Source organism: Streptomyces sp. NBC_00483 (assembly GCF_036013745.1).
GTDB lineage: Bacteria > Actinomycetota > Actinomycetes > Streptomycetales > Streptomycetaceae > Streptomyces.
Genome location: NZ_CP107880.1, coordinates 6,078,323 through 6,095,682, shown reverse-complemented (window position 1 = coordinate 6,095,682; position 17,360 = coordinate 6,078,323). Strand labels below are relative to the sequence as shown.

The 17,360-nt window shown below is 69.7% G+C and carries 17 protein-coding genes; 9 read left to right on the top strand and 8 right to left on the bottom strand.

Going from position 1 to position 17,360, the window contains the following annotated elements; all coding sequences use genetic code 11:
• Positions 1-16 precede the first annotated feature (16 nt).
• The 3 genes from OHA73_RS27475 to OHA73_RS27465 all read left to right on the top strand — a co-directional run bounded on the left by OHA73_RS27475 (position 17) and on the right by OHA73_RS27465 (position 4,761).
• Complete coding sequence (locus OHA73_RS27475; protein ID WP_327656386.1) at positions 17-1,381, top strand: aminotransferase family protein; 1,365 nt, start codon at positions 17-19, stop codon at positions 1,379-1,381.
• 118 nt (positions 1,382-1,499) lie between these two features.
• Positions 1,500-2,993, top strand: coding sequence for an APC family permease (locus OHA73_RS27470; RefSeq protein WP_327656385.1), 1,494 nt, complete (start codon positions 1,500-1,502; stop codon positions 2,991-2,993).
• A gap of 115 nt (positions 2,994-3,108) precedes the next feature.
• Positions 3,109-4,761 (top strand): GMC oxidoreductase, encoded by a 1,653-nt coding sequence (locus tag OHA73_RS27465; RefSeq protein WP_327656384.1) that lies wholly within the window; start codon positions 3,109-3,111, stop codon positions 4,759-4,761.
• Between the two features lie 25 nt (positions 4,762-4,786).
• Here the strand turns inward: OHA73_RS27465 and OHA73_RS27460 are convergent, their stop codons facing one another.
• From OHA73_RS27460 to ychF, 3 genes are all read right to left on the bottom strand, one after another.
• Positions 4,787-5,266, bottom strand: a complete 480-nt coding sequence (locus OHA73_RS27460; protein ID WP_267072799.1) for a carboxymuconolactone decarboxylase family protein — start codon at positions 5,264-5,266, stop codon at positions 4,787-4,789.
• A 5-nt stretch (positions 5,267-5,271) separates the two neighbouring features.
• Positions 5,272-6,351 (bottom strand): NAD(P)H-dependent amine dehydrogenase family protein, encoded by a 1,080-nt coding sequence (locus OHA73_RS27455; protein ID WP_327656383.1) that lies wholly within the window; start codon positions 6,349-6,351, stop codon positions 5,272-5,274.
• A gap of 93 nt (positions 6,352-6,444) precedes the next feature.
• Positions 6,445-7,533 (bottom strand): redox-regulated ATPase YchF, encoded by a 1,089-nt coding sequence (ychF, locus tag OHA73_RS27450; RefSeq protein WP_266713625.1) that lies wholly within the window; start codon positions 7,531-7,533, stop codon positions 6,445-6,447.
• A 159-nt stretch (positions 7,534-7,692) separates the two neighbouring features.
• On the opposite strand from ychF, the gene OHA73_RS27445 reads away from it, so the two are divergent.
• Positions 7,693-8,322, top strand: coding sequence for a DUF6542 domain-containing protein (locus OHA73_RS27445; RefSeq protein ID WP_266713623.1), 630 nt, complete (start codon positions 7,693-7,695; stop codon positions 8,320-8,322).
• A gap of 69 nt (positions 8,323-8,391) precedes the next feature.
• Here OHA73_RS27445 and ppgK read toward each other — a convergent pair whose 3' ends face one another.
• On the bottom strand, positions 8,392-9,141 hold the full coding sequence (gene ppgK, locus OHA73_RS27440; RefSeq protein WP_266713621.1) for a polyphosphate--glucose phosphotransferase: 750 nt from the start codon (positions 9,139-9,141) through the stop codon (positions 8,392-8,394).
• 29 nt (positions 9,142-9,170) lie between these two features.
• Complete coding sequence (locus tag OHA73_RS27435; RefSeq protein ID WP_266713619.1) at positions 9,171-10,226, bottom strand: 4-hydroxy-3-methylbut-2-enyl diphosphate reductase; 1,056 nt, start codon at positions 10,224-10,226, stop codon at positions 9,171-9,173.
• A 92-nt stretch (positions 10,227-10,318) separates the two neighbouring features.
• Here OHA73_RS27435 and OHA73_RS27430 point away from each other — a divergent pair, with 92 nt between their 5' ends.
• The 4 genes from OHA73_RS27430 (at position 10,319) to OHA73_RS27415 (ending at position 14,019) form a co-directional block, all read left to right on the top strand.
• Positions 10,319-11,698, top strand: a complete 1,380-nt coding sequence (locus tag OHA73_RS27430) for an APC family permease (protein ID WP_327658535.1) — start codon at positions 10,319-10,321, stop codon at positions 11,696-11,698.
• An 80-nt stretch (positions 11,699-11,778) separates the two neighbouring features.
• Entirely contained in the window at positions 11,779-12,990 is a 1,212-nt protein-coding gene (gene xseA, locus OHA73_RS27425) for an exodeoxyribonuclease VII large subunit (RefSeq protein ID WP_327656382.1), read from the top strand.
• A 14-nt stretch (positions 12,991-13,004) separates the two neighbouring features.
• Positions 13,005-13,262, top strand: coding sequence for an exodeoxyribonuclease VII small subunit (locus OHA73_RS27420; RefSeq protein ID WP_327656381.1), 258 nt, complete (start codon positions 13,005-13,007; stop codon positions 13,260-13,262).
• Between the two features lie 166 nt (positions 13,263-13,428).
• A complete protein-coding gene (locus tag OHA73_RS27415) occupies positions 13,429-14,019 on the top strand; it encodes a malonic semialdehyde reductase (RefSeq protein ID WP_267069379.1) in 591 nt (196 codons plus the stop codon).
• An 85-nt stretch (positions 14,020-14,104) separates the two neighbouring features.
• On the opposite strand, the gene OHA73_RS27410 is transcribed toward OHA73_RS27415, so the two are convergent.
• Positions 14,105-14,647 carry a DUF4245 domain-containing protein gene (locus OHA73_RS27410; RefSeq protein WP_267072801.1) on the bottom strand — a complete coding sequence of 181 codons (543 nt, stop codon included), beginning with the start codon at positions 14,645-14,647 and terminating at the stop codon, positions 14,105-14,107.
• A gap of 204 nt (positions 14,648-14,851) precedes the next feature.
• On the opposite strand from OHA73_RS27410, the gene glpX reads away from it, so the two are divergent.
• Complete coding sequence (gene glpX, locus OHA73_RS27405) at positions 14,852-15,886, top strand: class II fructose-bisphosphatase (protein ID WP_266713611.1); 1,035 nt, start codon at positions 14,852-14,854, stop codon at positions 15,884-15,886.
• A 150-nt stretch (positions 15,887-16,036) separates the two neighbouring features.
• Here the strand turns inward: glpX and OHA73_RS27400 are convergent, their stop codons facing one another.
• Together OHA73_RS27400 and OHA73_RS27395 are read right to left on the bottom strand one after the other, a co-directional pair.
• Positions 16,037-16,402 (bottom strand): WhiB family transcriptional regulator, encoded by a 366-nt coding sequence (locus OHA73_RS27400; RefSeq protein ID WP_266713609.1) that lies wholly within the window; start codon positions 16,400-16,402, stop codon positions 16,037-16,039.
• Positions 16,403-16,561: 159 nt separating this feature from the next.
• Entirely contained in the window at positions 16,562-17,248 is a 687-nt protein-coding gene (locus OHA73_RS27395; RefSeq protein ID WP_327656380.1) for a DUF1707 SHOCT-like domain-containing protein, read from the bottom strand.
• Positions 17,249-17,360: the final 112 nt, after the last annotated feature.

Sequence of the window (17,360 nt, the reverse complement as noted above, 5' to 3'; positions counted from 1 at the left end):
AGGGCTTGACCACACCATGAGCCGCACCGCAGACCAGACCGCAGACCAGCTCGCCGCCCTCGACCGGGCGCACATCATCCACCCCTACCTGCCGGGCAGCGCCACCGAGCGCGTCGTGATGACCGAGGGGTCGGGCTGCCGACTGACCGACTCCGAGGGCCGGAGCTACCTCGACGCGACCGGCGGACTGTGGCTGGCCCAGGTCGGCCACGGCCGCGAGGACCTGGCGGACGTCGCCCACGAGCAGATGAAGAAGCTCGAGTACTTCACCAGCTTCTGGGAGTTCTCCAACGACCGCGCCATCGAACTCGCCGCGCGACTCGCCGAGTTGGCGCCGGACCCGCTGAACCACGTCTACTTCACGTCCGGTGGCTCGGAGGGCAACGAGGCGGCCATCAAGATGGCCCGCTACTACCACCACCGCCGCGGCGACACCGACCGCACCTGGATCCTGGCGCGCGACAAGGCGTACCACGGCATCGGCTACGGCGGCGGCTCGGCCACCGGCTTCCCGCTGTACCACGAGGGCTTCGCCCCGATGATGCCGCACGTCTCGCACCTGACGCCGCCGTGGCCGTACCGCACCGACCTGTACGGCGGCGAAGACCCGACCGACTTCCTGATCCGCGAACTGGAGGAGCGCATCGCGGAGATCGGCGCGAAGAACATCGCGGCGATGATCGGCGAGCCCATCATGGGCGTCGGCGGCATGCTCGTCCCGCCGGCCGACTACTGGCCGCGCGTGCGCGAGGTCCTGGACCGGCACGGCATCCTGCTCATCTTCGACGAGGTGGTGACGGCCTACGGACGCGTGGGCGAGTGGTTCGCCGCCCAGTACTTCGGCGTCACGCCGGACATCATCGTCACCGCCAAGGGCATCACCTCCGGCTACGTGCCGCTGGGCGCGCTGATGGTCGCGGACCAGGTGGCGGAGGTCCTGCTCCGGGACCACGGTTTCCCGATGGGCTACACGTACAACGGCCACCCCGTCGCGACCGCCGTCGCCCTCGCCAACCTCGACGTCATCGAGAAGGAGGGCCTGCTGGGGCGGGCGAAGACGATCGGCGCGACGCTGCACGGCGAACTCCAGTCGCAGCTGGGCGACTTGCCGATCGTCGGCGAGATCCGCTCGGTGGGCATGATGCTCGCGGTGGAACTGGTGGCAGACCGCGCCACGCGCGCCCCGCTCCCCTTGAACCCGGACCGGATGCCGCACGACGTGATCCGCCGCGAGACCGGCGTCATCGTCCGCGACTCCGCGCACAGCCTGGTCCTGTCCCCGCCGCTGATCATGACGGAGACGGAGACCAAGAAGGTGGCTTCGGCCCTGCGCGGCGTACTTGAGCGCACGGACGCCTCCGGAGAGATCCGGGAGGCGTGACACTACGGGGCCCGGCGGTGCGTACCGCCGGGCCCCGGCCCGCACGTGGTCACGCCCGCACCCCGCACACCCGCACGCCTCAGCTCGCAGTCCCCGACTCCCGCCTTAGGACCTGCCCGTGCCCACGAACAGCCCCTCCGCAGCACCACAAAAGCCGCACGACACCACACCGGACTCGAACTCGAACCTGAAGCGCAGTCTGAAGCGCTTCGACATCACGGCCATGGCCGTGGCCGCGGTGATCTCCTTCGACACCATCGGCCAGATCGCCACCGGCGGCGGCGAGGCGGCCACCTGGACCGCCGTCATCGCCCTGTTCTTCCTGCTCCCCTACGCCCTGCTGTTCGCGGAGACCGGCGCCGCGTTCCCGCAGGAGGGCGGCCCGTACGTCTGGGTGAAGCTGGCCCTCGGCCGCCCGGCAGCGGCCCTCACCACACTCTTCTACTGGGTCACGAACCCGATCTGGCTGGGCGGTTCGCTGGTCTTCCTCGCCGCCGAGACCTGGGACGGCTTCGTCTTCCACCTGGGCTCGGGCACGTTCGCCGACTACACGTTCAAGCTGCTCTTCGTGTGGATCGCTATCCTCACGGCGATCGTCTCGCTCAGCCGCGGCAAGTGGATCACGACGGCGGGCGCGGCGGTGAAGGTCCTGTCGCTCGCACTCTTCACGATCACCGCGATCCTGTACGGGGCGGAACACGGCTTCCAGGGCCTGGCGACCGCCCACTTCGCCCCGACGACAGCCGGCTTCCTCGCCCTCGTCCCGATCCTGCTCTTCGCCTACGTGGGGTTCGAGGCGCCGAACGCGGCGGGCGAGGAGATGCACGACCCGCAGCACGACGTCCCCGCGGCGCTGGGCCGCTCGGCGACGATCGCGGCGGCCTGCTACCTCCTCCCGGTCCTCGCCCTCCTCGCGGTCGTCCCCGCGAGCAAGGTCACCGGCATCGGCGGCTTCATGGAGGGCGTCCGCCTGGTCTTCGGCGTCTACGGCCCGGCAGCCGGCCCCCTCCTCACCACCACGGCGGTGATGTTCGTCTTCGCCCTCCTCACGCAGGGCAGCGCGTGGATGATCGTCAGCGACCGCATGCAGGCGATGGCGGCGGCCGACGGCGGCTTCTTCAGCCGCGCGCTCGGCGCCTTCCACCCGAAGCTCGGCACCCCGGTCCGCACGAACCTGCTCTCCGGAGCGGTGGCCACGGTGTTCATGCTCGCGGCGATGCAACTGGTGAAGGGCGACACGGGCGCGATCTTCGGCGTGGTCCTGACGGTGGCGGTGACGACACTTCTCCTCTCCTACCTCCTGGTCGTCCCCGCCCTGGTGGTCCTGCGCGTGCGCCGCCCGGAGGTCCCCCGCCCCTACCAAGTCCCCTTCGGCAACCGGGGCTTCATGGCCTGCGCGGCCCTCGTCTACGCCTGGATCCTCGTCGGCTCCTGGTCGGCCCTCTTCCCCGGCGTCCTGGAGTCCGTCTTCGGCATCGACTACGACTTCATGGACACCTGGGGCGTCTCCCGCACCACGTTCGAAACGTTCACGCTGGGCACGATCGTGGTGCTGCTCCTGGTGGGCACGGCGGGCCTCGCGGCGGCCCGCCGCTCTGAGCGACGGCCGTGAGCCAGGAGCCGTACGGGTACAAGATCGGACAGAAGTTACTTCTAGGTATGCAGTGACTTAATGAGCCAGTAGCAGTAGAACTCGTTCTCATTCGTACGAGAGTGAGGGACGTCATATGAGTGGCACACCCATGCGCCCTACCGCCCAGGAGGGCGTCACACGTCGAAGATTCATCGCTGGAACCGGTTCCATCGTCGGCGTCGCCACGCTCGCGAGTCAGCTCGCCGCGAGCCAGGCGCGGGCCGCCACCCCAGCCGCGGCGGCCGCCGTCATCGGCGACGGGGCCCGTGTCCCCGTCCTGGTGATCGGCACCGGGTACGGCGGCTCCGTCGCCGCCCTGCGCCTCGCGCAGGCGGGCGTCGACGTCCACATGATCGAGATGGGCATGGCCTGGGACACCCCCGGCTCCGACGGCAAGATCTTCGCCCACACGACCTCACCCGACGGCCGTTCCTACTGGCTGCGCACCAAGACGAAACAGCCCCTGAGCAACTTCCTCGGCTTCCCGATCGACCGGAACATCCCCCGCTACACCGGGATCCTCGACGCCGAGGAGATGGGCGGGATCATCGTCTACCAGGGCCGAGGCGTCGGCGGCGGCTCACTGGTCAACGGCGGCATGGCGGTCACACCCAAGCGCGAGAACTTCGGCGCCGTCCTCCCGTCGGTCGACGCCGACGAGATGTACTCGACGTACTACCCGCGCGCCAACGCCGGTCTCGGCGTCAGCACCATCGACCCCGCCTGGTTCGACAGCGTCGACTGCTACCAGTACTCCCGGGTCGGCCGTAAACACGCCCAGCGCTCCGGCTTCCCGTACGTCTTCGTGCCCGGCGTCTACGACTGGGACTACATGAAGAAGGAGGCAGCGGGAACGGTCCCCAAGTCGGCAGTCTCCGGCGAGATCCTCTACGGCAACAACTACGGCAAGAAGTCCCTCCAGAAGACCTACATCGCGAAGGCCACCGCCACCGGCAGGGTCACCATCTCCCCGCTGCACAAGGTCACCACGGTCTCCCCCGCGTCCGGCGGCGGCTACACCGTCGTCATCGAGCAGCTCGACACCGGCGGCACCACCACGGCCACCAAGACCGTGACCGCGGACAGGGTGTTCTTCGCCGCCGGCAGCGTCGGCACCAGCAAGCTCCTGGTCAAGCTGAAGGCCACCGGCGCACTGCCCCGGCTGAACGGGGAGATCGGCAAGGGCTGGGGTGACAACGGCAACGTCATGTGCGGCCGCGCCAACCACGTGTGGGACGCGACCGGCTCGGTCCAGTCGGCCATCCCCACCGGCGGCATCGACAACTGGGCGGCCGGTGGAGCGTTCGCCGAGGTCGCGCCGCTGCCCACCGGGATCGAGACCTACGCCTCGTTCTACCTCTCGATCACCAAGAACCCGAACCGTGCCGCGTTCACCTGGAACGCCGCCGCGAACAAGGTGGAGCTGAACTGGCAGACGGCATGGAAGCAGCCGTCCATCGACGCCGCCAAGACCATCTTCGACAAGATCAACTCAAAGGAGGGGACGATCTACCGCACCGATCTGTTCGGCACGTACAAGATCTGGGGCGACCACCTCACCTACCACCCGCTCGGCGGCGCCGTCCTGAACAAGGCCACCGACAACTACGGCCGTCTGCACGGCCATCCGGGCCTGTACGTCATCGATGGCTCACTGATCCCCGGCAACGTGAGCGTCAACCCGTTCGTCACCATCACGGCGCTCGCCGAGCGGAACATCGAGAAGATCATCGCCACTGATCTGTAGCAACTCCCCTCAATGACCGGGGAGTTCAATGACCGGGGAGTACGCACACCGCGTCGAGGCCGAGCACATGGTTGAGCCGGCCGAACGCCAGCCAGGAACCGATGCTCATGCTCAGCTCCACGATCTCGTGCTGGCTGTAGTGCGCGGTCATCCGCGTCCAGAACTCCTCGTCGAGGCCGTGGTGATCCAGGGCGTACCGCTCGGCGTACTCGGCGGCAAGACGTGTGCGGTCGTCGAAGGCGTCGGTGGTGCGCCACTGGGTCACCGCGTCGGCGAACTCCTCCTCGACCTTCTGTCCCTCGCGTTCGGTCCGCCAGTCGAGGCAGAAGAGGCACCCGTTGATCTGCGCGATGCGCAGCCGCGCGGCCTCGAACTCCCGCAGGCCCAGGGTCGTGTGCTCGTACACCGAGAGGGAGAAGTTCGCGGCGGCCATGCCGATCCCGGGAACCATGTCACCCCACACGTACCCGATCGGCTCCTGCCCCTCGGGAATGTCTATGTTCATCGCGCTCATTGCTTGCTCCTTCCGAGCTTTCCGGTCGCGGGGCGCAGCGGGACGTCGAGCGCGTCGTAGAGTCCGGGTTCCGCGGCCACGAGCCAGTCGATGGCGCCGACCAGGCGGCCGACCGCGGTGGCGTTGCCGCCCGCCGACCGGTTCTCGCCCTCGTCGGTGGCCTCGACCGTGACCTCGATGCGCGGGCGGCCCTCGATGATCACCCGGTGGGCACCCGCGCCGTCGGGCGGTGTCGGCCAGTCCGGTGCGCAGGACGGGTGGATGCGGGTGACGTGCTCGATGACGATGCGGGGTTCGCCGCCGACGATGCCCTGCACCTCGAACCGCACCGCGCCCTGGGTGCCCGCCTCGAAGTCGCCCATCGTGCGGGTGGTCACCGACGAGTCGAGCGCGCGGCGCTCCAACGTCTCGCGGATGTCGTCGAGTTCGACGCCCAGGGCCCTGGCCATCAGCCGGATCTGACCGCCCCACACCATGGTCGGTACGGTCTCGGCGAGCATCAGGGGCTCGTAGCCCAGGGGGTGCCCCATGCCGATCAGGTGGCGTACGGAATCCTCCTGGTCGTACGTGGAGTAGTCGAAGATCTCCTGGCAGCGGATCGCGTCGATGGTGCTGCCGAGTCCGCTGACGAGGAGCGGCAGTACGTCGTTGCCCCAGCCGGGATCGACACCGGACACGAACAGCGAGCCGCCGCCGTCCGCGATGGCGGCGAGGACCGGATCCCGCAGTTCGGGCGGGGCGTTGCGCTGGTCGTAGAGGGCGTACAGCGCGGGGGTGACGACCACGGCGCCGGCCCGGACCGCCCTGGCGATGTCGGCGAGGGCGTCGTCGGGGCGGAGGTCGCCGGAGGCCGCGTACACCACGGCCCGCGGCGATGCGCCGAGGACCGCGTCGATGTCGTCGGTCGCCGGGACCCCCAGATCCTGCTCGAGCCCGGCGAGGTCGGCCGCGTCGCGGCCGACCTTGTCGGGGGCGTGGACGAGCACTGCCGTGAGCTTCAGCCCCGGGTGGGCCGCGACGGCACGGATGGCCGCGCGGCCGACATTTCCGGTACCCCAGACAACCGTCGGAATCATGCGGCGGAGGGTAACCAGAGGACGTATCAGTTCATAGAGCCATGACCGGCGAGATTTGTTTACCAGACCAGTGACATGGCGATACGTCAGCCGCTACACGTTGAAGCGGAATTCCACCACGTCGCCGTCCTGCATCACGTAGTCCTTGCCCTCCATGCGCGCCTTGCCGGCCGCGCGGGCGTCGGCGACCGAGCCCGTCTCGACCAGGTCGGCGAAGGAGATGACCTCGGCCTTGATGAAGCCCTTCTGGAAGTCGGTGTGGATGACACCGGCCGCCTCGGGGGCCGTGGCGCCCTTCTTGATCGTCCAGGCGCGGGACTCCTTGGGGCCTGCCGTCAGGTAGGTCTGGAGGCCGAGGGTGTTGAAGCCGACCGTGGCGAGCGTGGCGAGGCCGGGCTCCTCCTGGCCGACGGACTGGAGGAGTTCGAGGGCCTCCTCCTCGTCGAGCTCGGCGAGGTCCGCCTCCAGCTTGGCGTTGAGGAAGATCGCCTCGGCCGGGGCGACGAGCGCGCGCTGCTCGTCCTTGAACGCCTCGTCGGTCAGCTCGTCCTCGTCGACGTTGAAGACGTAGAGGAAGGGCTTCGTCGTGAGGAGGTGCAGGTCGTGGAGGAGCTCCTCGTTGTCGGAGCCCTGGACGATGCCCTGGGAGGACAGCGTCTCGCCCTTCTCCAGGATCTCCTTGGCCGCCTCGACCGCCTTGACCTTCGGGGCGATGTCCTTCTTGATGCGCGACTCCTTCTGGAGGCGCGGGAGGACCTTCTCGATGGTCTGGAGGTCGGCGAGGATCAGCTCGGTGTTGATCGTCTCGATGTCGCTCTTCGGCTCGACCTTGCCGTCCACGTGCACGACGTTCTCGTCCTGGAAGGCACGGATGACCTGGCAGATCGCGTCGGACTCGCGGATGTTCGCCAGGAACTTGTTGCCCAGGCCCTCGCCCTCGGAGGCGCCGCGCACGATGCCCGCGATGTCGACGAAGTCGACCGTGGCCGGGAGCACCTTCTGGGAGGAGAAGATCTCCGCCAGCTTCGTGAGGCGGGCGTCGGGGACACCGACCACGCCGACGTTCGGCTCGATCGTGGCGAACGGGTAGTTGGCCGCGAGCACGTCGTTCTTGGTCAGGGCGTTGAACAGGGTCGACTTGCCGACATTCGGCAGACCGACGATTCCGATCGTGAGCGACACGTTGCGACTTCCCGTACGTCATGTGGTGGTGTGGGGCAGGGCGATCCACCAGTCTACGGCCTCGCCCGACCCGGCCGACTTCCGCCAAGCGCGGTCAAGCTCGGCCAAAGTGCGTGTCCCTTGGCCTATTGGGCACATAAGCGCATCTATCTTGGGCTTGTGGAGCAACCCAGGACGCGTCCCCCGCAGGCCAGGCCCCGCCGCACGGCCCCGCTGCCGCCGCAGGCGCAGGGCGGCCAGGACGGCGCCGTGCCGTCCGGTGAGTCCGCCACCGTGTACCGCGCCGCCGGTGGGGGTCCGGCTCCCGGGCGCCGCCCCCTCCGCTTCCCGAACCCACGGCTCACGGGGCGGGGCAGCGGACTGTTCTGCATCGCCGCGATGCTGGTCTTCGGGTCCCTCGACCAGCTGCTGTTCGGGGGCTCCCCGGCCGTCTACGGAGTGCTGTTCCTGCTCGTCAGCGGGCTTACGGCGGTGTGGGTGCGGGGCGCGGACCTGGTGACGGCGCCGGTCGTGGTGCCGATCGCGTTCGCCGTCGGCATCGTGCCGATCTCCGAGGGCACGGGCGGCTTCGGGCAGCAGGTCATGGGGGTCGCGACGACGCTCGCCATGAGCGCGATCTGGCTGTACGGCGGGACGCTCATCACCGGTGTGCTCGTGACCGTACGGAAGGTGCGGCTCATGGCCCGGCGGGCCGCGGTGCGCCGGGCCGGTGGCCGGCAGCCGTCCGCCGCGCAGCCCTCGTCCCAGTCCTCTTCCCAGGCGCCGGGACCGCGGCGCCGTACTGCGTAGTCGACTGCGCGTAGCCGACCCCACGTAGTTCGACTGCGCGCAGTCGACTTCCGAAGAGCGAGGCGGGCGCTACGCGCGCGATGCCGTCATCGCCGCTCCCACGATCCCCGCGTTGTTCTGCAGCTCGGCCGGGACGATCTCGGCCTTGATGCCCTTGATCAGCGGCAGGAACTTGTGCGCCTTGCGGCTGACCCCGCCGCCGATGATGAACAGCTCGGGCGAGCAGAGCATCTCCACGTGCGCCAGGTACTTCTGCACGCGGTGCGCCCAGTGCTCCCAGCTGAGGTCGTGGTCCTCGCGCGCCTTCGTGGAGGCGTGCTTCTCCGCGTCGTGCCCGTTCAGCTCCAGGTGGCCCAGTTCCGTGTTCGGCACGAGGACGCCGTCGGTGAACAGGGCGCTCCCGATGCCCGTACCGAAGGTGAGCAGCAGCACGGTGCCCTTGCGGCCGCGGCCCGCGCCGAAGTTCATCTCGGCGACGCCCGCGGCGTCCGCGTCGTTGAGCACCGTGACCGGGAGCCCGCCGAGCTTCTTGCTCAGCAGGGCCCGCGCGTCCACGTCGACCCAGCTCTTGTCGACGTTCGCCGCCGTGCGCACCGTGGCGCCGCCGGTGACGACGCCGGGGAACGTGATGCCGACCCGGTCGGGCCGCACGTCGGCGAAGTGGTCGATGACCTGCTTGACCCCGTCGGCCACGCCCTCGGGCGTGGCCGGGTGCGGGGTCAGCACCTTGTGGCGCTCCTGGGCGAGATCGCCGCGCTCCAGGTCGACCGGGGCGCCCTTGATCCCGGATCCGCCGATGTCCACACCGAAGATCTGCATGACTCCACGTTACGACGGGAGACCGACAGTCACTCCTTGGAAGCGGACTCTCCGGCTTCGCCGACCAGCGACTGGGCCTCCGCACGCAGGTCGCGGCGGAGCTCCTTGGGCAGCGAGAACGTGATCGACTCCTCGGCCGCCTTCACGATCTCCACGTCCGCGTAGTCGCGCTTCGACAGGTACTCCAGGACCTCCTCGACGAGGACGTCCGGGACCGAGGCACCGGAGGTGACGCCGACGGTCGTGACGCCGTCCAGCCAGGACTCGTCGATCTCGGAGGCGTAGTCCACGAGGTGGGCGTCGCGGGCGCCGGCCAGCTTGGCGACCTCGACGAGACGCACGGAGTTCGAGGAGTTGCGCGAGCCGACGACGATGACGAGGTCGGACTCGGCGCCCATCTGCTTCACGGCGAGCTGACGGTTCTGGGTGGCGTAGCAGATGTCGTCGCTGGGCGGCGAGATCAGTCCGGGGAACTTGCCCTTGAGGGCGTCGACGGTCTCCATCGTCTCGTCGACGGAGAGCGTGGTCTGGGAGAGCCAGACGACCTTCTCCGGGTCGCGGACCTCGACCTTGGCGACGTCCTCGGGGCCGTCGACGAGCGTGATGTGCTCGGGGGCCTCGCCGGACGTGCCGACGACCTCTTCGTGGCCCTCGTGTCCGATCAGGAGGATGTCGAAGTCGTCCTTGGCGTAGCGGATCGCCTCCTTGTGGACCTTGGTCACCAGGGGGCAGGTGGCGTCGATGGTGGCGAGCTTGCCGCGCTCGGCCTCTTCGTGGACGGTCGGTGCGACACCGTGCGCCGAGAACATCACGATGGAGCCCTCGGGGACCTCCTCCGTCTGCTCGACGAAGATGGCGCCCTTCCTCTCCAGGGTCTGCACGACGTACTTGTTGTGCACGATCTCGTGGCGGACATAGATGGGCGCCCCGAACTGCTCGAGGGCCTTCTCGACGGCGATCACGGCACGGTCCACACCGGCGCAGTAACCCCGGGGGGCGGCGAGCAGGACGCGGCGGTTGTCACTGCGACGCGGAGCGTCTCCGCTTGGGGTGGTGGCGGGCGGCGGGCCGGGAGTTGCAGTCATGCCCCCATCGTAAGGGCCACCCCAGGGGGCCAAAGATCGTCCCGGTGGGGAGACTGGGTGTCTGCGCGGTGTACGAGATCTACGGAGGCACGATGTCCGCCGACACCATCCAAGAAGAGACCGCCCTGCGGCGCAGTCTCGGCTTCCGGGACCTCGTGGTCTACGGGCTCCTCTTCATCGCCCCCATGGCGCCCGTCGGCGTCTTCGGCACCCTGGACGCGAAATCGCACGGTGCGGTCGCCCTCGTCTACATCGTCGCGACGATCGCGATGGCGTTCACCGCATTCAGTTACGCGCAGATGGTGCAGGTGGCCCCGCAGGCGGGCTCGGTCTTCGCCTACGCGCGCGCGGGTCTCGGAAAGGGCCCCGGGTTCATCGCGGGCTGGATGGCGATGCTCGACTACGTACTGATCCCCGCGGTCGCGTATCTCTTCGCCGGCATCGCGATGAACTCGCTCGTCCCCTCGGTCTCCCAGTGGGTGTGGACGGCGCTCGCGGTGGTGATCACGACGCTGCTCAACCTGTGGGGTGTGCGGGCCGCGGCGCGGGTCGGGTTCGCGGTCCTGGCGCTGGAGATCGTGGTCCTGCTGGTCTTCATGGTCTCGGCGGTCGTGGTCCTGGCCACGGACGGGCCGCAGCGCGACTGGCTGTCCCCGCTGACGGGCGACGGCACGCAGGGCGCGTTCGCGCTGTCGGCGGTGATCGGGGCGGTGTCCGTGGCGGTCCTGTCGTACCTGGGCTTCGACGCCATCGCGTCGTTCGCGGAGGAGGTCACCGGGGGCTCGGCAAAGGTCGCGCGGGCGGTGCTGTTCTGCCTCGTCTTCACCGGTGTGCTGTTCGTCGCGCAGACCTACTTGGTCGCCCTGCTCGAACCCACCACGTCGGCGCAGCTCGCCGCCGACCCCGGTAAGCAGGGCAGCGCCTTCTACGACGCCGTGGACGCGTCCGTGGGCTCGTGGCTGCACGACCTGGTGGCGGTGAGCAAGGCGATCGGCGCGGCGTTCGCGGCGCTCGCCGGGCAGGCGGCGGCCGGGCGGCTGCTCTTCGCGATGGCCCGCGACCGGCGGCTGCCGAAGGCGCTCTCGCGGACGTACGCCGGGGTGCCGCGGGTGGCGCTGCTGCTCGCCGCGGTGATCACGCTCGTCGCGGCGGTCTGGGCGGCCAGCCGGGACGACGGCATGGACCACCTGGTCTCGGTCGTCGACATCGGCGCCCTGACGGCCTTCACGCTGCTGCACGCGAGCGTGGTGGGGTATTTCGCGGTACGTCGCCGTGGCGGCGAGGTGAGCTGGTGGCGCCACATCCTGATTCCGGTCGTCGGCGCGGCGATCACCGTCGCGGTGATCGTGGAGGCGTCGAGGACGGCGCAGGTGGTGGGCGCGATCTGGCTGGTCATCGGGCTCGTGGTGCTCGCGGTGCAGCGGGGCCGGGAGCCTGCCGTGCCGTCGGCGGACGGCGACACGGCGGGCTGAGCCCGCCGGCGGCCGCGCGGGGCGGGGCACCGGCACCCGGGACCACCTGCGATGTCGGTGCCTGCGACTACGCTCACGGCATGGCTGTCAACACGTCCGCGGACGCCCCGCTGCCCGTCGGGCAGGTGTCGCGGCTCATCGGGGGATGGATCGACCGGCTCGGCGCCGTGTGGGTCGAGGGACAGATCACGCAGCTGTCCCGCAGACCGGGCGCGGGCGTCGTGTTCCTGACGCTGCGCGACACGTCGCACGAGATCTCCGTGGCGGTGACCTGCTACCGGCAGGTGTTCGACGCGGTGGCGGACGTGGTGCGCGAGGGTTCCCGCGTCGTCGTGCACGCGAAGCCGGAGTGGTACGCACCGCGCGGGCAGCTCTCGCTGCGGGCCGCCGAGATCCGCCCGGTCGGCGTCGGTGAACTGCTCGCGCGCCTGGAGCAGTTGAAGAAGGCGCTGGGCGCGGAGGGCCTGTTCGCGGACGACCGCAAGAAGCCGCTGCCGTTCCTGCCGCAGCTCATCGGCCTGGTCTGCGGCCGCGCCTCGGCCGCGGAGCGCGACGTGCTGGAGAACGCGCGGCACCGCTGGCCCGCCGTCCGCTTCGAGGTGCGCAACGTACCGGTGCAGGGGGTGCACGCGGTGCCGCAAGTGGTCCAGGCCGTCAAGGAATTGGACGCGCTCGACGGCGTCGACGTGATCATCGTGGCGCGCGGCGGCGGCAGCGTGGAGGACCTGCTCCCGTTCTCCGACGAACAGCTGGTGCGGACGGTGTCCTCCTGCCGTACGCCCGTCGTCTCCGCGATCGGACACGAGCCGGACAACCCGCTGCTCGACTACGTGGCCGACCTGCGCGCCTCGACGCCGACGGACGCGGCGAAGAAGGTCGTACCGGACGTCGGCGAGGAGTACGAGCGGGTGAACTGGCTGCGGGACCGGGCAAGGCGCAGCGTCGAGGCGCTCCTGGAGCGGGAGGAGCGGGGGCTCGCGGCGGCGCTCTCCCGGCCCTCGATAGAGGACCCGCACCGCATGGTCGACGAGCGCGAGGAACAGATCGCGGCGCTGACCGAGCGCTCCCGCCGCACCCTCGGCCACCTCCTCGACCGCGCCGAGTCGGAGCTGACGCACACGCACGCGCGCGTGGTCGCGCTCTCCCCCGCGGCCACCCTGAAGCGGGGTTACGCGGTGCTCCAGAAGCCGGACGGGCATGTGGTGCGCGGCCCGGACGAGGTGGCGGGGGACGAGGAGCTGCGGGCCCGCGTCGCCGAGGGCGAATTCACCGTACGAGTAACCGAAGCGTGAGGACGGACAACAGGATGGCTACGAAGACGGCACAGCCGGCCGACGAGGCGCTCGGCTACGAGCAGGCGCGGGACGAACTGATCGATGTCGTACGGCGCCTGGAGGCCGGCGGCACGTCCCTTGAGGAGTCCCTCGCCCTGTGGGAGCGCGGCGAGGAGCTGGCGAAGGTGTGCCGCCGCTGGCTGGACGGCGCGCGTGCCCGCCTGGACGCGGCGCTCGCGGAGGAGGGCGAGGAGGCGACCGGGGAGGCGGAGGACGCCGACGAGGAGTGACGCGCCCCTCGGGTCGACCGGCCGCCCACCCGTGACCCCCTTGTGAAGAGGGTCACGAAGCGTTTGGTTGAAGGTTGAACCTCATCGGCGTACCGTCTTCCATGTGGGCCGATCCGGACAGAACGGATCGCCGCAGCCGTGACCGTCGCACCGAGAAGGTTGATCCATGTCTCTCGTTCTTGACCCCGCCGCGCAGGACCTGCTGTTCCGCGAGGCCCGCACCGCGAACACGTTCTCGTCGGAGCCCGTGACCGACGAGCAGATCGCCGCGATCTACGACCTGGTCAAGTACGGCCCGACCGCCTTCAACCAGTCGCCGCTGCGCATCACCCTGGTCCGCTCCGACGAGGCCCGCGAGCGCCTCGTCAAGCACATGGCCGAGGGCAACCAGCCGAAGACCGCCACCGCCCCGCTGGTCGCGATCCTCTCCACGGACCACGAGTTCCACGAGGAGCTGCCGCAGCTCTTCCCGCACGCCCCGGGCATCGCGGACATGTTCTTCTCCGAGCGCCCCGTCCGCGAGCAGGCCGGCACGCTGAACGCGACGCTGCAGGCCGCCTACTTCATCATCGGCGTGCGCGCCGCCGGCCTGTCCGCCGGCCCGATGACCGGCTTCGACTTCGCCGGTGTCCAGAAGGAGTTCCTGGACGACGACCACACCCCGCTGATGGTCATCAACATCGGCAAGCCGGGCGACGACGCCTGGTTCCCGCGCTCCCCGCGCCTGGAGCAGGAGCAGGTCATCACGACCGTCTGACGTTCCGCGCGTACGCGTACGAGGAAGGGCCCCGGCTTCGGCCGGGGCCCTTCCTCGTACGTGGTGGATGTGGTGAACCGGGCGGTCACACCTTCTCGCGCTTCGCCTCCAGCGCCTCGGCCATCTTCGTCAGTCCGCCGAAGTCGGCCGTGCCGGTCACCACCGTGGTGGAGCCCTTCTGCTTCAGCACCAGGGCGTCGTACTTCTCGCCCTTGTAGCGCTCCCAGGTCTCGCCGCCGATCCGCTGCGTGCGGCCGGTCGCCGACGCACCCTGGCTCACCTTGTCGATGAACCCCTTCGACGCTCCGGACGCCTGCTCGACGGCGACGTACTGCCCCTCCGGGTCGAGGAACCCGAGGTGCCACGCGTCGTTCGAGGTGCCCTGGTAGCGCACGGAGGTCGGCTTCCAGTCGTGCGAGAGGCCCGCGGGGGCGGCCACCGGGTACGGCGCCGCACGGCGGGCCGTCGACAGCTCGACCTTGTAGTCGACGCGCTTGACCTGCGGCTCACCGGAATCGTCGTGCGGGACGAAGAGGTAGATCACGCCGGCCGCGACGACGCAGACGCCGAGCGAGAGGACCAGGCTGCCGACCGTTTTCTTACCGTTTCTTGCTGCCACGCGCCCCATCGTCGCAGGTCGCCGGATGATCTCTGCCGGGAGGTCCGGATTCACGTAGTCCGACATGCGCATGCCCGCTCATCCGTGGGGCGGTCTGCTCAGATTGTCGGACTGACGATAGAGTCCTCCCATACCAACCCCTCGTCCGGCCGTCGTCGTATCCCGGTGAAGCCGAACAATCCGGTGAATCCCGGAACAGAAAGGTGCGTCTCGATGACCGAGCATCACCAGCTTCCGTCCGAACTCGAGGTCCCTTCCGAGGCCCCCGACCGCAACCTTGCCCTGGAACTCGTCCGGGTCACCGAAGCCGCGGCCATGGCCGCCGGCCGCTGGGTGGGCCGCGGCGACAAGAACGGCGCGGACGGCGCGGCCGTGCGCGCCATGCGCGCCCTCGTCTCCACCGTCTCGATGAACGGCGTGGTCGTCATCGGTGAGGGCGAGAAGGACGAGGCCCCGATGCTCTTCAACGGGGAGCGGATCGGCGACGGGACCGGCGCCGAGGTCGACATCGCCGTCGACCCGATCGACGGCACGACGCTCTGCGCGAAGGGCATGCCGAACGCGATCGCGGTGCTTGCCGCCGCCGACCGCGGCACGATGTTCGACCCGTCCGCCGTGTTCTACATGGACAAGCTGGTCACCGGACCCGAGGCCGCCGACTACGTGGACATCAACGCCCCGGTGTCGGTGAACATCCGCCGCGTCGCCAAGGCGAAGAAGCGTGCACCCGAGGACATCACCGTGGTCATCCTCGACCGGCCGCGGCACGAGGGGATCATCAAGGAGGTCCGGGAGACCGGCGCCCGCATCAAGCTGATCTCGGACGGCGACGTCGCCGGTTCGATCCTCGCCGTGCGCGAGGGCAGCGGCGTCGACCTGCTGCTCGGCATCGGTGGCACGCCCGAGGGCATCATCTCGGCCTGCGCGATCAAGTGCCTGGGCGGTGTGATCCAGGGCAAGCTGTGGCCGAAGGACGACGAGGAGCGGCAGCGGGCGGTCGACGCGGGGCACGACCTGGACCGCGTGCTGTCCACGGACGACCTGGTCTCCGGCGAGAACATCTTCTTCGTCGCCACGGGGATCACCGACGGCGAGCTGCTGCGGGGGGTGCGGTACGACTCGGAGCGGGCGCACACGTCGTCGCTCGTGATGCGGTCGAAGTCCGGGACGATTCGGCAGATCGACTCCACGCATCGGCTGAGCAAGCTGCGTGCCTACAGCGCGATTGACTTCGACCGGGCGAAGTAGGTTGCGGGGGTCCGTGGTTGACGCCGCAGGGCGCTGCCCCGGACCCCGCGGGCTCTCGTCCAGAGGCGGGGTTGAAAAGATCGGGGCTCCGCCCCGGACCCCGCGCCTCAATCGCCGGCGGGGCTTGATTTAGCCGGTGCTTGAAATGGTTCAGCCGGCCAACGCCGTGCGCGGGGCGTTCTTGAGTTCGACCTCGCGGCGGCGCCGCCTCGCCAGGACCACTCGGCGCTCGGCCGCGGTGAGGCCACCCCACACCCCGTACGGCTCCGGCTGGAGCAACGCGTGCTCCCGGCACTCGACCATGACGGGGCAGCGGGCACAGACCCGCTTGGCCGCCTCCTCGCGCGCGAGACGCGCGGCGGTCGGTTCCTTGGAAGGGGCGAAGAAGAGCCCCGCCTCGTCACGCCTGCACACCGCCTCCGTGTGCCATGGAGCGTCCTGATCCCTGCCCCTGACTGGCTCGCGCTGCTGCGGTACGGCGGTGACCTGCAGGGACTGATGCGGCGGGTGCAGCACGGTCTACTCCTGACGACGGCTGACGACGGCTTTCGCGAGCGGGCGACGATGCAGCAAGCTCTACCCGCTGTGTCGGCTCCTATGCACTGAGTTCCGAAGCACGGAAGTTCCAGAGCACATAAGGGAGTTCACCGCCCGGCAGCCACCGGGGCGCCGGCGTCAGCCGAGGTGCTTGCGCAGGTGCTTCTCAAGGTTCTGGATGAGCTTGCCGCGCTTCGGCTTCGCCTCGATGTTCCCGAGGACCGCCACCCCGTCCACGTACACGACGGGCGCCTCGGGCTCGCGCGCGTCCAGCGTGTCCACCTCGAAGTTGCCGAGGACGCCCGCGCCGCTGCCGCGCAGCGAGATGTTCTCGGGGACGCTGATCTCCACGTTGCCGAACACGGAGACCGCCTTGATGTACACCTGCGGGTACTCGAAGATCGCCTCGCTGAGGTCGATCTCCACGTTGCCGAAGATCGCGTACGCGTGTGTGCGTCGGCCCACCCGCCAACGGCCCTTGCGCGTCGTGGAGCTGAGGACCGCCACCAGGTTCTCGTCGGCCACCGCGGGGACCGTGCCGGGCGCCGGCCGGCTCGGGGCGGGACCCGGGTCGGGCGCGGGGCGGTGCGGCGCGTGGGTGCCCGGCAAGTCGCGGACCAGCGGCTCCAGTTCACCGACCGTCTTGGCGCGGTAGACCCCGTCGATCCGCTCGGCGTGCTCCTCCGCGTCGAGCCGGCCCTCCGCGAGTGCCTCGCGCAGGATGTCCGCGATCCGGTCGCGGTCGGCGTCGGACGCGCGCAGGTCGGTGGGCTCCGCCACGGGAGCACTGGGCGCGGGCTGCGAAGGGCGCTTTTGAAGGTCCACGACAGCAGAGTACCGAAACGCGATAGATCGCGACACCCCCCGCCCTGGACCGCCAGGGGCCAACTGAGCCTTACCTCACAGGCTCGGCCGCCCGACCAGGTTCTACGCTGGT